Below are 15069 nucleotides of genomic sequence, written 5' to 3'. Positions count from 1 at the left end.
GGCCTGTTATTGAAGGTCAGGCGGCGATGCGCAGGTTTTGCAGAACGATCGGGCGAGCCCAACCGTTATCGAAATCGAACTGTTTCTGTTGTTCCACCAGCTCTTCGGGGGAGAACGGCGGGAACGGTTTGTCGAGCAGGTCCATTTCGAATTCGGCGATCGGCAGGTGCAGCGGGCGCGGTTGTGGCGCCGGGCCAGCTTGCGGTACAGGTTGACCGGCGGTGAGCACGATTGGACGGACCCAGCCGCTTTCGAAGTCCTGCTGTTTTTGCTGAACGACGATTTCTTCAGGCGGGAAGGGTGGGGCCGGTTTGTCGGCCAGGTCCATTTCGAACTCGGCAATCGGCAAGAACAGCGGCTCTGGCGGGCGAACCACGGTTTCTGTCACGTTGCATTCACGCTGCGAGACGATGTGCGCCAACAACTCGCTGCCCACCGTGGGTTCGACCGGGCTTTCCAGATCAACCGGTGGAAATTTGAGCGATTCAGGAACCCCGTCACCCGGCTGATCGGCCATCGCCCGGGCAAAAAAATCTTGCCACAGGTGACTGACACCGCCCAACGCCTGGGTGTTTCGCAGGTTGTAATCGCCGTAGGGCGAGATAAAACCTGTGATTGTGGGTTGAAAGTCTGACATTTCTCTCGGTCGACGCTCAGCTCTGGCAAAATGCCCGTTAGTTTTGTTATCGGCCGTTTTTGCCGATCATTAATTTTTTGAGCGTGTTTTCCGATGATTGATCAACCGGCGGTTTGCCGCATCCATGTCGAGGCCTTGGGCACGACCTTTCAGCCACAAGCCGAGCAATGGGCCGAGCGCCTGGGCTTACCGCTGCAAGTGGATGATGGCGAGTTTGCCTTGCAGGTCGGCGAGCAGGGTTTGCAGTTGCAACAGCTTGGGGCGGATGCGCCGGGCCCGGTGCGGGTGGACTTCGTCGAAGGCGGGGCGGCTCATCGCCGGTTGTTCGGTGGCGGCACCGGGCAGATGATCGCCAAGGCCGTTGGCATCGCGCAGGGCGTGCGTCCCCGCGTGCTGGATGCCACGGCGGGGCTGGGCAAGGATGCGTTCGTGCTGGCGAGCCTGGGCTGCGAGATGAGTCTGATCGAACGTCAGCCGCTGATCGGGGCCTTGCTTGAGGATGGCCTGGCGCGCGGTGCGGAAGATTTCGACGTGGCGCCCATCGTGGCGCGGATGCATTTGCTCAAGGGCAATTCCATTGAGGTGATGCGCAATTGGGAGGGCGAGCCGCCGCAGGTGATCTACCTCGACCCGATGTTTCCGCACCGTGAGAAAACCGCGTTGGTGAAAAAGGAAATGCGTCTGTTCCGGCCGTTGGTGGGCGATGACCCGGATGCGCCAGCACTGCTGGAAGCCGCGCTGGCGCTGGCCAGTCATCGGGTGGTGGTCAAGCGGCCGCGCAAGGCGCCCTGCATTGCCGGGCCGAAACCGAGTCATGCGTTGGACGGTAAATCCAGCCGGTATGACATTTATCCGAAGAAGGCGCTCAAGCCTTAAAACCGAGTCGCCTTCATCGCGAGCAGGCTCACTCCTACAGGGGATTTACGGTGTTGCATAGATCCAGTGTAGGAGTGAGCCTGCTCGCGAAGGCGCCAGACCAGACACCCGATTTATATCAGGCTGGCTCGGGTCGATAAGCCCGCATAAACAACCCCACCACTTCCTGCACGTGCTCCTCGGCCGCGTCCCCGACCACCGGCTCGCCGCAGCCATACAGCAACCGAAAATTCCCCGCGCCCTTGAGCAGGCAGAAAAAGTGCTCGGCCGCATTGCGCGGTTTATCGATGCTCAACACACCACTTTGATCAATCTTGGCCAGCAACCGCTCCATGCCATGCAGCATGCGTTGCGGCCCGGCTTCGAAGAAGATCTGCGCGAGTTTCGGGTCCTGGCTGCCCAGGTTCATCATCAATCGGTGCAGGTTCACCGATTCATCACTGTTGATCAGTTGATGGAAACCGCGTGCGATGTTCAGCAGTACCGTTTCTACCGCTACGCCGTCCGGCAGTTCAAAAAACAGCGTTGGTAGCTGCTCCTCGCATTTGGCGACAACGGCGGTGGAGAACAGCGTCTCCTTGTCGTTGAAGTGGCTGTACACGGTCAGCTTTGACACACCGGCCTCAGCTGCGACGGCATCCATGCTGGTGTTGGCATAGCCCTTGGTCAGAAACAGCGTTTTCGCCGCATCGAGAATGGCCTGGCGCTTGGCCAAATCCTTGGGTCTGCCTGGGCCATTGGGTGCTGAAAGATTGTTCGGCATATTCGCTTTTATTACTGGACTGGTGAGTTTGCTATTAATAACATACTCGTCAGTATAATTATTCCAAGCACCATTAGCGAAAGGTCCTTCACCATGTTCCGCTATGCCTTGCCCCTCGCGTTGCCAGTGTCCCTGGCTTTTTTTCTGTCTGCGTGTGGTCACGAAGAGGCGCCTCAAGTCAGCGTGCGCCCGGCCATGGTGGTTCAGCCAGAGCCTTCGGCGCAGGCGATGGAAAGCTATCCCGGTGAAGTACGGGCTCGTTATGAGCCGGACCTGGCGTTCCGCATTGGCGGCAAGGTCAGCCGACGACTGGTCGAGGAAGGGCAGCGCGTCAAGGCCGACCAACCTCTGGCCGAACTCGATCCGCAAGACGTACGCCTGCAACTGGATGCCGCCCGCGCCCAAGTCGCCGCCGCCGAGGCCAATCTGAGCCTGGTACGCGCCGAGCGGGATCGCTACAAGACCCTGATGGACCGTCAGATGGTCAGCCGCTCGCAGTACGACAATGCCGAAAACCTTTACCGATCCGGTGAAGCACGCCTCAACCAAATCAAAGCCGAATTCAACGTCTCGACCAACCAGGCAAGTTACGCGGTGCTGCGCGCGCCTCAGGATGGCGTGGTGGCCAAACGGGCTGTGGAAGTCGGGCAAGTGGTGGCCGCTGGGCAAACCGTGTTCACCATTGCCACCGATGGCGAACGTGAAGTGTTGATCAGCCTGCCGGAACAGAGCTTCGGTCGCTTCAAGGTCGGGCAGCCGGTGTCGGTAGAACTCTGGACTCAGCCCGATCAACGTTTCAGTGGCCGCATTCGTGAGTTGTCACCGGCGGCCGATCCGAAGTCGCGCACCTTTGCCGCGCGCATCGCGTTCACCTCCGGCAAGGTCACCGCTGAACTCGGCCAGAGCGCCCGGGTGTTTATCCAGACCGCTGAAGTGGTGGCGTTGTCGGTGCCTTTGTCGGCCGTCACCGCAGAAAACGGCGCGACGTACGTTTGGGTACTCAACGCCAATAACACCTTGAAAAAAGCCCCGGTGCGGGTCGGTGCGTTCGGCGAGAAAACCGTGCCGGTGCTCGAAGGCCTGAACGCCAGCGACTGGGTCGTGGCCGCCGGTGTTCATGTGCTTCATGACGGGCAGCAAGTGCGCCCGGTGGATCGCTCCAATCGCGTGGTCAATCTGGCGGACAAGGAGTAATCCCCGATGCGCTTCAACCTTTCCGAATGGGCGTTGCGTAATCGCCAGATCGTACTGTTTCTGATGCTTTTGCTGGCAATCGTCGGCGCACTGTCCTACACCAAACTCGGCCAAAGCGAAGACCCGCCTTTTACCTTCAAGGCGATGGTTATACGCACCAATTGGCCGGGGGCCACGGCCGAGGAAGTGTCGCGCCAGGTGACCGAGCGCATTGAGAAGAAGCTGATGGAAACCGGCGAGTACGAGCGCATCGTCTCGTTCTCGCGCCCGGGTGAGTCCCAAGTGACGTTTATCGCTCGCGATTCCATGCACTCGGTCGACATTCCCGAGCTCTGGTATCAGGTCCGCAAGAAGATCAGCGACATCCGTCACACCCTGCCGCCGGGCATTCAGGGGCCTTTTTTCAACGATGAATTCGGCACCACCTTCGGCAATATCTACGCCCTGACTGGCGACGGTTTTGACTATGCGGTGTTGAAGGATTACGCCGACCGTATCCAGATCCAGCTGCAACGGGTCAAGGACGTGGGCAAGGTCGAGTTGCTCGGGCTGCAGGACGAGAAGATCTGGATCGATCTCTCCAACGTCAAACTCGCCACCCTAGGCTTGCCGTTGGCCGCTGTGCAGCAAGCGTTGGAAGAGCAGAACGCAGTGTCGACGGCGGGGTTCTTCGAAACCACCAGTGAGCGCTTGCAGCTACGGGTCTCGGGGAATTTTCAGACAGTCGACGAGATCAAGAACTTCCCTATCCGCGTCGGTGATCGTACGTTCCGCATTTCCGATGTGGCGGACGTTCGCCGTGGCTTCAACGATCCTCCAGCGCCGCGCATGCGCTTCATGGCGGAAAATGCCATCGGTCTGGCCGTCGCGATGAAGGACGGCGGCGACATTCTGGTGCTGGGCAAGGCCCTGGAAGTCGAGTTCGACCGCATCCAGAAAAACCTTCCGGCCGGCATGCAACTGCGCAAAGTATCGGATCAACCTGCCGCGGTGAAAACCGGGGTCGGCGAATTCGTTCAAGTGCTGGTCGAAGCCTTGGCGATTGTGTTGCTGGTGAGCTTTTTCTCACTCGGCGTGCGTACCGGCATGGTGGTGGCGCTGGCGATTCCGCTGGTGTTGGCGATGACTTTTGCTTGCATGTATTACCTGGGAATCGGCCTGCACAAGATTTCCCTTGGTGCGCTGGTGCTGGCGCTGGGTTTGCTGGTGGACGACGCGATCATCGCCGTGGAAATGATGGCGATCAAAATGGAGCAGGGCTTCGACCGCGTCAAAGCGGCCAGTTATGCCTGGACCAGCACCGCATTCCCGATGCTCACCGGTACGCTGATCACCGCCGCCGGGTTCCTGCCGATTGCCACTGCGCAGTCGGGCACCGGCGAATACACCCGCTCGATTTTCCAGGTGGTGACCATTGCGTTGCTGGCCTCGTGGGTGGCCGCCGTGGTGTTCGTGCCGTACCTGGGGGAAAAACTCCTGCCGGATCTGGCGAAAATTCATGCCGCCAAACATGGTGCGGGTCAGCCGGACCCTTACGCCACGCCGTTCTATCAGCGGGTCAGGCGTCTGGTGGAGTGGTGCGTGCGCCGCCGCAAAACGGTGATCGTGCTGACGATCATGATGTTCGTTGCCTCGGTGGTGTTGTTCCGCTTCGTGCCGCAGCAATTCTTCCCGGCGTCGGGTCGACTGGAGCTGATGGTCGATTTGAAACTGGCCGAAGGCGCGTCCCTGAGTAACACCGCCGATGAAGTCAAACGCCTTGAAGGCTTGTTGAAAGATCACGCCGGTATCGACAATTACGTGGCTTACGTCGGCACCGGTTCACCGCGTTTTTACCTGCCGCTGGATCAGCAACTGCCTGCGGCGAGCTTCGCGCAGTTTGTGGTTCTGGCCAAGACCATCGAGGAGCGTGAGACCCTGCGCACCTGGTTGATCGAAACCCTCAACGAAAAATTTCCGGCCCTGCGTTCACGGGTCACGCGTCTTGAGAACGGGCCGCCTGTTGGTTATCCAGTGCAGTTCCGGGTGACCGGTGAGCACATCGAAGAAGTTCGCGCACTGGCCCGTAAAGTGGCGGCCAAGGTTCGCGAGAATCCGCACGTGGTCAACGTGCACCTGGACTGGGAGGAGCCCAGCAAAGTGGTGTACCTGAACGTCGATCAAGACCGCGCCCGAGCGCTTGGCGTGAGCACGGCGAACTTGTCGAAGTTCCTGCAAAGTTCACTGACCGGCTCCAGCGTCAGCCAGTACCGCGAAGACAACGAGTTGATCGAGATTCTGCTGCGCGGCACCCTGCACGAGCGCACCGAGCTGTCGTTGCTGCCGAGCCTGGCGGTGCCGACCGACAACGGCCGCAGCGTTGCGCTGTCGCAGATCGCGACGCTGGAGTATGGCTTCGAAGAAGGCATCATCTGGCACCGCAATCGCCTGCCTAACGTGACGGTTCGCGCCGACATTTATGGCAAGGAACAACCGGCCACACTGGTGCAGCAGATCATGCCGACGCTTGATCCGATACGCGCCGAACTGCCGGACGGTTACTTGCTGGACGTGGGCGGCACCGTAGAAGACTCTGCCCGCGGACAGAACTCGGTGAAGGCCGGCGTGCCGCTGTTCATCGTCGTGGTGCTGACGTTGCTGATGCTGCAACTGCGCAGTTTCTCACGCACGGTAATGGTGTTTCTGACCGCGCCGTTGGGGCTGATCGGCGTGACGCTGTTCCTGATGGTGTTCCGTCAGCCGTTCGGTTTTGTCGCCATGCTCGGGACCATCGCGTTGTCCGGGATGATCATGCGCAACTCGGTGATTCTGGTCGACCAGATCGAGCAGGACATCGCGGCAGGCCTCAAGCCCTGGCAAGCGATTATCGAGGCGACCGTGCGCCGCTTCCGCCCGATTGTGTTGACCGCGCTCGCGGCGGTGCTGGCCATGATCCCGTTGTCACGCAGTGTATTCTTCGGGCCGATGGCGGTGGCGATCATGGGGGGACTGATCGTGGCGACGGCATTGACGCTGTTGTTCCTGCCGGCGCTGTATGCGGCGTGGTTCAGGGTCAAGAAAGAACCGGTCTGACTTCCTACGTGTATTTCAGATCCCTCTGATATTGAGTCAGAGGGGGCTGAATGCTGTACTCGAATCTCGATTTCACGAGTTTTTGAGACAGTCGTCATGAAAAAACCACCTGTTGTGGCGGGGAGGACCGATCCGGTATTCGACCTGTTGATGACCTCGCCCCACAAGGAACGCCTCTCGGACTACCTGGCCCTGCTCAAGCCGCTGGATGATCAGGGGCGCTATCTTCCATTCGATGAATTGCGTTACCGCTGGGCACCAGGACTGGATTCCAGGTTGTGCTGGGCTTTGGTCAAAAAAGCCCGCACGGCTCAGTATTCCCGCCTTCTACCTTTGGGCGAGCCGGTCCAGTGGGGCAACTTCCTGCTGACACCGCTGGCGCAGAAGGCTATTTCAGCCGTCGATCGGCAAGCCACAACCGCTGCGTTGGAATACATGACCAGCCAGATTGGTGAGCGCGCACATTTCAGTTATCTGCTCAATGATCTGATCGAAGACGAGGCCATCAGCAGCAGCCAGCTCGAAGGCGCGGCAACGACCACTCGGGTGGCCAAGGATATGCTCAAGCGTCATCGCCAGCCGCGAACGCCAGATGAGCGAATGGTCATTGGCAATTACCAAATGATGACCTTTGCTTGGGAGCAGCGTTATGAGCCTCTGAGTGTTGAGCTCATCACCGCGATGCATCGTGTTGGTGTCGAGGGCATCGACGACGTGCAGTACTCGCCGGGAGAATTGCGAGGCAACGATGATGTGGTGGTACAGGACGGCGAGGGCAACACCGTGCATACCCCGCCGCCCGCAGCGGGGCTGGTGGCACGGTTACAGGTGCTGTCGAAATGGATCAATCAACCCCACAACGATCCCAACCGTGCGGACTATCTTCATCCGCTGATCAAAGGCATCGCGCTGCATTTTGCTTTGGGTTATGAACATCCTTTTCGCGATGGCAACGGGCGTGTCGCGCGGGCGCTGTTTTACTGGTTCATGTTCAAGAATGACTTTTCGGCCTTTCGATACATTGCGATCAGCATTTTGCTACGCAACGCGCCGGTGAAATACGGACGCTCGTATTTGAATACCGAGGCCGATGAACTGGACCTGACCTACTTCATCGATTTCCAGTGTTCGGTGATCCTTCGGGCGGTCAGTGGTTTTACCAGCGCCTATCGCAACAGTCTGGCTTACACCGAACGCTTTGATCGCTGGTTGATGGCATCCGGTTTTTTCAACCAGCTCACCGAAAAGCAGCGTGCCGTCTATCAAGTGGCCAAGAGCGGCATGGCCAAGGAATTTACGGCGGTCAATGTGAAGGAGAACCTGGACTGTTCTTACAACACTGCTTCGGCGACCTTGAACGGGTTGGTTGATCTGAAGGTGTTTGAGAAGCGCAAGATGGGGCGTGAGTGGGTGTTCTTTTTACGGCCCGCACCCGTCACTTCATCCGTCATGGAAGCCATTTAAGTAAAAAGCCCGCTGAACCTGAAAGGTCCGCGGGCTTTTTCTTGTGTGGTATTCGCTGAACGTTACAGCGTGCCAAACACCTTCTTCGCCAGACTGGTCGCCGCCGCTGCCGGGTTCTGGCGGATGGTTTCTTCCTGTTTGCCGATCATCTCGAACAAGCCGTTCAGCGCCTGCTCGGTGACGTAGTTTTCGACGTTGGCGTTCTTCGCATCCAGCACGCCCATGGTCGCCGCCTGCCCCGCGAACGTGTTGTACTGTTTGGCGAGGCCAACCTGGTCGGTGGCTTGCTTGACGATGGGCAGGAACCTGGCGCGGATCTGCTCGCGACTGGTTTTGTTCAGGTATTGAGTGGCGGAGTCGTTGCCACCGCTGAGGATGCCCTTGGCATCTTCCACGCTCATCTTCTTTACTGCGTCCACGAGGATCGGCTGGGCCTGGGTCACGGCGGTTTCAGCCGCTTTGTTCATGCTGGCTTCCAGTTCGTCGACCTGATCGCCCATACCGAACTGCTTCATCTTGCTGGCGACCTTGCCGAGTTTGCCCGGCAGTCCGATTTTCACGTCCGGGTTGTTGCTGAAACCACCCGGTGTGCCGAGCTGTTTCACGGCCAGTTGCGCGCCTTGGGTCAGGGCATCCTTGAGGCCGCCGGTGGCGTCTTTTTGCGACAGGTCGCTGAACGAGAGCGCCAGTGCGCTGGCAGAAATCATCAAGCCTGCGCAGAGGCCGGCGAAGCGAAGGGTAGGGCGGAACATGGCAGCTTCCTTGTTCGGGTTGAGGAGGAACGGATGTTGACAGCCGTTTCGCCGGTTTATTGTGGGCGCGAAGGTTATCAGGCTTTGCTGAAGGGTTTTAATACAACAGAGCCGGGATAGACTTCGATTGCATTGCGGTATTCATTTTCAGTCGCCGTCAGGGTGTAGCGTTTACCGGGCACAACAGTGTCCGGATCGTACTCCAGATAAAACGCCTCTGCCATTTGTTCACTGATATGCACTTGAGTCAGTTGCACCGTCGCATTGTCGTGCTCATGGGCAACAATGGTCACCGCGTGTTCGGGTTCCACCGCTTGAGGTTCTTGCGCCTGGATGTAGAGGCGACCGATCGGACTCAGGTGCAGTGTTTGGCGGTGAGGCGTGCGGTGAACAATGATGAAGTGGTCCAGGTCGATCAGGAGTGGCACACCGTTGTGGGTCATGGTGACACTCACGCGGTATTTGACGCTGACGTCGGAAAAACTGTGTGCAAATGAAAAATTCCAGCGGCCGCTGTACAGCATCGGTTTACGGGATTGCGCCACTTTGATGGGGGACTGAGTGTTTGCCGTATGAACGCTTATATAAGTCTCGGCCTCACCACTGGTGGGAGGCATAAAGTCGTCAGGCAAACTAAATGTCAGGGTGATGTAGTGGGTGGGGTTATCTAATGAGTTCATCGCGATATCCATATCGTGGTGGGTTATTTGGAGTGATCTATTAATCCATAATCGGACAACTATAAGAACGTCCCTGTTTTTATAGTTGTTGTCAGGAAGTTACTGTTGACCCAACTAAGCCTGATCCGCCGCATCTTCACTGCGGTGCAACGCAACCTGACGGATCGACAATCGAATCTCCGCCGGCAACACCCGTTTGGCCGCGCCTTCGGCCAGTTCGCCGAGCAATTCGTGATAGCTCAACTTGCCAGCTTCGTCGCGCTTGAGCACCTCCAGATCAAGCATCGTCTGGATGAAGTGACGGAACAGGCTCTTGTCGAAGAACTCGGGGGCGTTCAGGCCATGGAGGATCGAAAGGCGCTGGGCCATGACTGTGCACAGGTCTTCGAGTTCTTCGGCGCTGATGCTGTTCTGGCCGCTGTTGAGCAGCAGGGACACGGTCATATAAAAGCGCTGCAAGGTCTGGGCGATGCTCTTCGACAGCAAGGTCAGCAGCACGAAATGCCGTGAGCTTGGTGCGGGGCGCAGGTAGACATCGTTTTCGAAACGCAGCAGGCCTTGTTCAACGAACGCTTCCAGCCATTGGTCGATCACCGCGTCCAGTTCATCCATGGACCAGCGAATGAACAGTTCCGATTGCAGGTACGGATACAGTGCGCGGGTGTAACGCAGGATCTGCTCGCGGTTCATGCGCGACGCGCTCTGGAAGAAACTCGCGAGCAGTGCCGGCAACGCAAAAATGTGCAGCACGTTGTTGCGGTAGTAGGTCATCAGGACGGCGTTCTGCTCGTCCAGATACAGAATCTTGCCCAGGGCATCGCTCTGCTCGGACAGCAAGTCCATGTCCTTCACGTGTTCGATCAGTGCGCGACCATCGCCTTCCGGCAGTGTGGTGTGCGGCGAATACGGAACCTTGCGCAACAGTGCGAGGTACAGGTCCAGCACTCGCGCCATGGCGCGATCATCCAGCGCCAATCGGCTGGTGGACAGCAACGCCAGGGCCACCAGGTTCACGGGATTGATCGCTGCGGCTTCGTTCAGATGCTGCGCAACTTTCTCGCCCAAACGGTTGGTGGTTTCGTTGAGCCAGGCCGGTTTGAATTGCGGGCCGAGCTCCTGTTGGCGCCAGTCCGGCTGTTCGCTGTCGAGGAATTCCGCCAGTTTGATCGGCTCGCCGAAGTTCACCGCCACTTGGCCGAAGCGCTGCTTGAGCGCGCCGATGACTTTGAAAATATCGAAAATCGACTCTTTCTTCTTGGTCGCACCACGCAGTTCGCCGAGGTAGGTCCGGCCCTCCAGCACACGCTCGTAGCCGATGTATACCGGCACAAACACGATGGGCATGCGCGACGAACGCAGAAAGCTGCGCAGGGTAATCGCCAGCATCCCGGTTTTCGGTTGCAGCATGCGCCCGGTGCGCGAACGGCCGCCCTCGACGAAGTACTCGACCGGGAAGCCTTTGGTAAACAAGGTGTGCAGGTATTCGTTGAACACCGAGGTGTACAGCGGGTTGCCTTTGAAAGTACGGCGCATGAAGAACGCACCGCCGCGACGCAGCAGGCCGCCGATCCCCGGCATGTTGAGGTTGATCCCGGCAGCGATGTGCGGCGGGGTCAGGCCATTGCGGAACAGCAGATAGGACAGCAGCAGGTAGTCGATGTGGCTGCGGTGGCAGGGTACGTAGATCACTTCGTAACCCGGGGCGACTTTTTGCACGCCTTCGATGTTGTTGACCTTGATGCCGTCGTAGATCTTGTTCCAGAACCAGCTCAGCACCACTTCCATGAAGCGGATTGCGGTGTAGGTGTAGTCCGAGGCGATTTCGTTGCCGTAACGCAAGGCCTGGGCCTTGGCTTTCTCCGGGGAGATGTTCTCGCGCTCGGCTTCATCGAGGATCGCTTGCTTGACCAGTGGCTGGTTGAGCAAACCTTTGACCAAATTGCGTCGGTGCGAAATGTCCGGGCCGATGACGGCGGCTTTGAGATTGCGGAAGTGCACCCGCAGGATCCGCTGGGCCATGCGCACGGTGCGCTCGTGGCCCTTGTTGTGATCGATCAGCTCGCGCAGGTGAATCGGCGCAGAGAATTGCACACGCGTCTTGCGCCCCAGCACGATGATGCTCAGCAAGCGGCGCAGGCGACCGGTGACGGCCCAACTGTCGGCGAAGAGCAGTTTCCACGGGCTCGATTCGCTGTCCGGCGACTGACCCCAGAACACGCTGACCGGAATGATCTGCGCGTCTTCGGCGCCATTCTGGCTCAGGGCGCTGACCAGGCGGGTCAGGGTTGGCGGCGCGCCGCGTTTGTCCTGTCGACCGAGCCAGTCGGGCTCCGGTGTCAGGTAAAAGAACGCGGCGGGTTCCAGCAGGTTACCCACTGAAACCGGCAGTACCGGGCGGGGCAGGCCAGCCTTGCTGCATTCGGTGTCGACCACGGCGAGGTCGGTCAGCGAAGGGTTTTGCAGGACGTAGAACACCGGACGACTGCGGTCGAGGTTGAGGGTGAACGACGACTGGTTGATCGTCTCCGAGCGAACCCAGAGGTACAACAGTCGACGCAGGGTGCCAAACACAAGACGGCGGAACGGGGAGCGGGTCATACGGCTTCTGCGTGAGTGAGTAAAACCGAGCGTTTGCTCGGGAGGGCGACAGTGTGCCGGATTCGTCGAAAATCGGCAAAAAAGCGCCTAAGTAAAGTTGAGTTGAGAGTTTCGCTGCCTGTCATATACTCGGCCGTCTGCCGTCGAAGCCCTTGCTGGGACGTCGCGCGCAGATTGACGTTCCTGAAGGCTTTCCTGCGAAAAGCCCGATCAATAATAAAAAGGGAGTATGAACAAATGGCAACACGCGAAACCGGCAACGTGAAGTGGTTCAACGACGCCAAGGGCTACGGCTTTATTCAACGCGAGGACGGGGTGGACGTGTTCGTGCACTACCGCGCGATTCGTGGCGAAGGGCACCGTTCGCTGGCTGAAGGTCAGCAGGTTGAATATGCCGTGGTGACCGGCGAGAAGGGTTTGCAGGCTGAGGATGTGGTGGGGCTGTAACTCGCACTCTTTGGATCACCAAAAAACACTGTGGGAGCGGGCTTGCCCGCGAAAGCGGTTTGTCAGTCACATCTATTCTGGATGTGCCGCCGCCTTCGCGGGCAAGCCCGCTCCCACAGGTTATGCGTGTCGTTGTTAAGCGGTTTTCCAGGTGATTTCTTCTTCACCATCAGCGCTGATGCGCATCCAGCGATCCGCTGTCTCTTCGCCTTCTTCTTCGACCCACGTCCCCGGCGCGCAACGTACTTCCACGTTCAGCGCGGCAAAGGCTGCGCGGGCGCAGGCGATGTCGTCTTCCCACGGGGTCTGGTCGCTGTCCAGAAACAGGCTGTTCCACTTGCCCACGGCTTTGGGCAGCCAGGTGACGGGCACGTTGCCGGCCTTGCACTTGTAGGTCTGGCCTTTCTGGACCCAGTCGGTGCACGGGCCTAAAGCCGCGCCGAGCCAGGCCGAAATGGCTTTGTGGTCAACGTCGGCGTCTTTCAGGTAAATCTCGATATCGGGTTGGCGCATGGATGTCCTCACTGCGGGTCTGAAAAATCCATTCGCGGATTTAGCCGGCCTCAAGCCGTTGCTCAAGACCAAAAATTATTGAAGTACGAAATAATCGTAGCGCATCGACACGGTGACCTCGAACGGCTCGACCTGCTCGATCACCGCTGTGCGGCGTTCGGCACTGGCGCGCCAACCGTGAGGGGTCATCGCCAACAGGTTGGCGCGATCCTGACCACTTTCCAGGGTCAGTTTGAATTCCAGGGTTTCGCTGTGTTGCAGCGCCATGCCTTCCGGCACTAGGGCCAGGTGCTTGTCGTCGGTGTATTCGCGGACTTCGTCGTACAGCCGTTCGCGCAACTCCATCAGATGGCCGCTGGTCGGCCCGACTTTCATCAAACCGCCACCGGGGCTGAGCAGGCGTTTGGCTTCTTCCCAGTCCAGAGGGCTGAAGACGCTCGCCAGAAACTGGCAACTACCCGAGGCCAATGGCACCCGTGCCATGCTGGCGATCAACCAAGTCAGCTGCGGGTTACGCTTGCACGCTCGTTTGACCGCTTCGCGAGAGATGTCCAGCGCGTAACCGTCGGCGTTCGGCAAGGCCTCGGCGATTTGCGCGGTGTAGTAACCCTCGCCACAGCCGATGTCGAGCCAGCGCTGTGGCGCGTATTGCGCCGCCAGTTCCGCCAGACGCTTGGCCACTGGCGCGTAATGGCCGGCGTTCAAGAAGTCGCGGCGGGCTTCAACCATGGCCAGGTTATCCCCAGGGTCGCGGCTGTTTTTATGCTGCACCGGCAACAGGTTCAGATAACCCTGCCGCGCGCGGTCGAAACGATGCCCGGCGGGGCAGGCCACGCCGTTGTCCACCGCATTCAGCGGTTCACTGCATATCGGGCACGCGAGCATCAGGCGAGCAACTTGATCAGGGTCTGGTAGTAGATCTCGGTCAACACATCGAGGTCAGCTGCCAGTACACGCTCGTTGACCTGGTGGATGGTCGCGTTGACCGGGCCCAGTTCAACCACTTGCGTGCCCATGGTCGCAATGAAACGACCGTCAGAGGTGCCGCCACTGGTGGAAGCCTTGGTTTCGCGGCCGGTGATGTCCTTGATGCTCGACGCAACAGCATCCAGCAGCGCGCCCGGTTCGGTAAGGAACGGCAAGCCGGACAACGCCCAGTCGATGTGCCAGTCCAGGCCATGCTTGTCGAGAATGTCGGCCACGCGCTTTTGCAGGCCTTCGACGGTGGACTCGGTGGAGAAGCGGAAGTTGAACACCGCCACCAGATCACCCGGGATGACGTTGGTCGCGCCGGTGCCGGAATTGACGTTGGAGATCTGGAAGCTAGTCGGCGGGAAGAAATCGTTGCCGTGGTCCCAGTGCTCGGCGGCCAGTTCGGCCAGGGCCGGGGCGGCGAGGTGGATCGGGTTTTTCGCCAGGTGCGGATAGGCCACGTGACCTTGCACACCGCGCACGGTCAATTTGGCGCCGAGGGAACCGCGACGACCGTTCTTGACCACATCGCCCACCAGGGTGGTGCTCGACGGCTCGCCAACGATGCACCAGTCCAGACGTTCCTTGCGCGCCGCGAGGCGTTCAATCACTGCCTTGGTGCCGTGGTGCGCCGGGCCTTCTTCGTCACTGGTGATCAGGAATGCGACCTTGCCCTTGTGATCCGGGTAGTCGGCGACAAAACGCTCGGCGGCCACGGTCATCGAGGCCAGGCTGCCTTTCATGTCAGCTGCGCCACGGCCACAGAGCATGCCGTGTTCGTCGATCAGCGCGTTGAACGGGTCGATCTGCCAGGCGGTCACCGGGCCGGTCGGCACCACGTCGGTGTGACCGGCGAAGCACAGCACCGGGCCGTCGTGTTTGCCGTGGGTCGCCCAGAAGTTATCCACATCTTCGATGCGCATCGGTTCCAGCATGAAACCGGCATCGCCCAGGCGCTGCATCATCTGCTTCTGGCAATCGGCGTCGACCGGCGTCACGGACGGGCGGCGGATCAGGTCGATGGCGAGTTGAAGGGTCGGCGAAAGGTCGGCGTGGGCCGTCATGGAAAACTCCGGAAGCTAATTGTGTAGGAGCAAAGCT

At 59.3% G+C, this 15069-nt stretch carries 13 protein-coding genes; 5 read left to right on the top strand and 8 right to left on the bottom strand.

Annotated elements, in window-relative coordinates; translation table 11 throughout:
• Window positions 1-16: 16 nt before the first annotated feature.
• Entirely contained in the window at window positions 17-637 is a 621-nt protein-coding gene (locus tag BMS17_RS09075; RefSeq protein ID WP_077430799.1) for an energy transducer TonB, read from the bottom strand.
• Between the two features lie 93 nt (window positions 638-730).
• On the opposite strand from BMS17_RS09075, the gene BMS17_RS09070 reads away from it, so the two are divergent.
• Window positions 731-1513: a class I SAM-dependent methyltransferase gene (locus BMS17_RS09070; protein ID WP_046029149.1), complete on the top strand. Its 783-nt coding sequence runs from the start codon at window positions 731-733 to the stop codon at window positions 1511-1513.
• Between the two features lie 118 nt (window positions 1514-1631).
• Here the strand turns inward: BMS17_RS09070 and BMS17_RS09065 are convergent, their stop codons facing one another.
• Window positions 1632-2276: a TetR/AcrR family transcriptional regulator gene (locus BMS17_RS09065; RefSeq protein WP_046029151.1), complete on the bottom strand. Its 645-nt coding sequence runs from the start codon at window positions 2274-2276 to the stop codon at window positions 1632-1634.
• A gap of 93 nt (window positions 2277-2369) precedes the next feature.
• Between BMS17_RS09065 and BMS17_RS09060 the strand changes: the two genes are divergently transcribed.
• The 3 genes from BMS17_RS09060 to BMS17_RS09050 all read left to right on the top strand — a co-directional run bounded on the left by BMS17_RS09060 (window position 2370) and on the right by BMS17_RS09050 (window position 8006).
• Complete coding sequence (locus tag BMS17_RS09060; RefSeq protein ID WP_046029154.1) at window positions 2370-3470, top strand: efflux RND transporter periplasmic adaptor subunit; 1101 nt, start codon at window positions 2370-2372, stop codon at window positions 3468-3470.
• A 6-nt stretch (window positions 3471-3476) separates the two neighbouring features.
• Window positions 3477-6542, top strand: a complete 3066-nt coding sequence (locus BMS17_RS09055; protein ID WP_046029155.1) for an efflux RND transporter permease subunit — start codon at window positions 3477-3479, stop codon at window positions 6540-6542.
• A gap of 96 nt (window positions 6543-6638) precedes the next feature.
• Window positions 6639-8006, top strand: coding sequence for a Fic family protein (locus BMS17_RS09050; protein ID WP_077430798.1), 1368 nt, complete (start codon window positions 6639-6641; stop codon window positions 8004-8006).
• 62 nt (window positions 8007-8068) lie between these two features.
• Here the strand turns inward: BMS17_RS09050 and BMS17_RS09045 are convergent, their stop codons facing one another.
• The 3 genes from BMS17_RS09045 to plsB form a co-directional block, all read right to left on the bottom strand.
• Window positions 8069-8758: a DUF4197 domain-containing protein gene (locus BMS17_RS09045; protein WP_077430797.1), complete on the bottom strand. Its 690-nt coding sequence runs from the start codon at window positions 8756-8758 to the stop codon at window positions 8069-8071.
• Window positions 8759-8835: 77 nt separating this feature from the next.
• Window positions 8836-9450 carry a hypothetical protein gene (locus BMS17_RS09040; RefSeq protein WP_175648958.1) on the bottom strand — a complete coding sequence of 205 codons (615 nt, stop codon included), beginning with the start codon at window positions 9448-9450 and terminating at the stop codon, window positions 8836-8838.
• A gap of 102 nt (window positions 9451-9552) precedes the next feature.
• Window positions 9553-12036: a glycerol-3-phosphate 1-O-acyltransferase PlsB gene (plsB, locus tag BMS17_RS09035; protein WP_046029161.1), complete on the bottom strand. Its 2484-nt coding sequence runs from the start codon at window positions 12034-12036 to the stop codon at window positions 9553-9555.
• Window positions 12037-12273: 237 nt separating this feature from the next.
• Here plsB and BMS17_RS09030 point away from each other — a divergent pair, with 237 nt between their 5' ends.
• A complete protein-coding gene (locus BMS17_RS09030) occupies window positions 12274-12483 on the top strand; it encodes a cold-shock protein (RefSeq protein WP_010462862.1) in 210 nt (69 codons plus the stop codon).
• A gap of 135 nt (window positions 12484-12618) precedes the next feature.
• On the opposite strand, the gene BMS17_RS09025 is transcribed toward BMS17_RS09030, so the two are convergent.
• The 3 genes from BMS17_RS09025 to dapE all read right to left on the bottom strand — a co-directional run bounded on the left by BMS17_RS09025 (window position 12619) and on the right by dapE (window position 15032).
• A complete protein-coding gene (locus BMS17_RS09025) occupies window positions 12619-12996 on the bottom strand; it encodes a hypothetical protein (protein WP_046029164.1) in 378 nt (125 codons plus the stop codon).
• A 75-nt stretch (window positions 12997-13071) separates the two neighbouring features.
• The gene (locus BMS17_RS09020; protein WP_077430795.1) at window positions 13072-13881 is read right to left on the bottom strand and encodes a putative RNA methyltransferase; all 810 of its coding nucleotides are present in this window, start codon (window positions 13879-13881) and stop codon (window positions 13072-13074) included.
• Window positions 13881-15032 carry a succinyl-diaminopimelate desuccinylase gene (gene dapE / locus BMS17_RS09015; RefSeq protein WP_077430794.1) on the bottom strand — a complete coding sequence of 384 codons (1152 nt, stop codon included), beginning with the start codon at window positions 15030-15032 and terminating at the stop codon, window positions 13881-13883. Before dapE ends, BMS17_RS09020 begins: the two co-directional genes overlap by 1 nt.
• Between the last annotated feature and the right edge of the window lie 37 nt (window positions 15033-15069).

The organism is Pseudomonas sp. C9 (assembly GCF_002000165.1).
Taxonomy (GTDB): Bacteria; Pseudomonadota; Gammaproteobacteria; order Pseudomonadales; family Pseudomonadaceae; genus Aquipseudomonas.
This window is presented reverse-complemented; position numbering and strand designations above follow the sequence as displayed.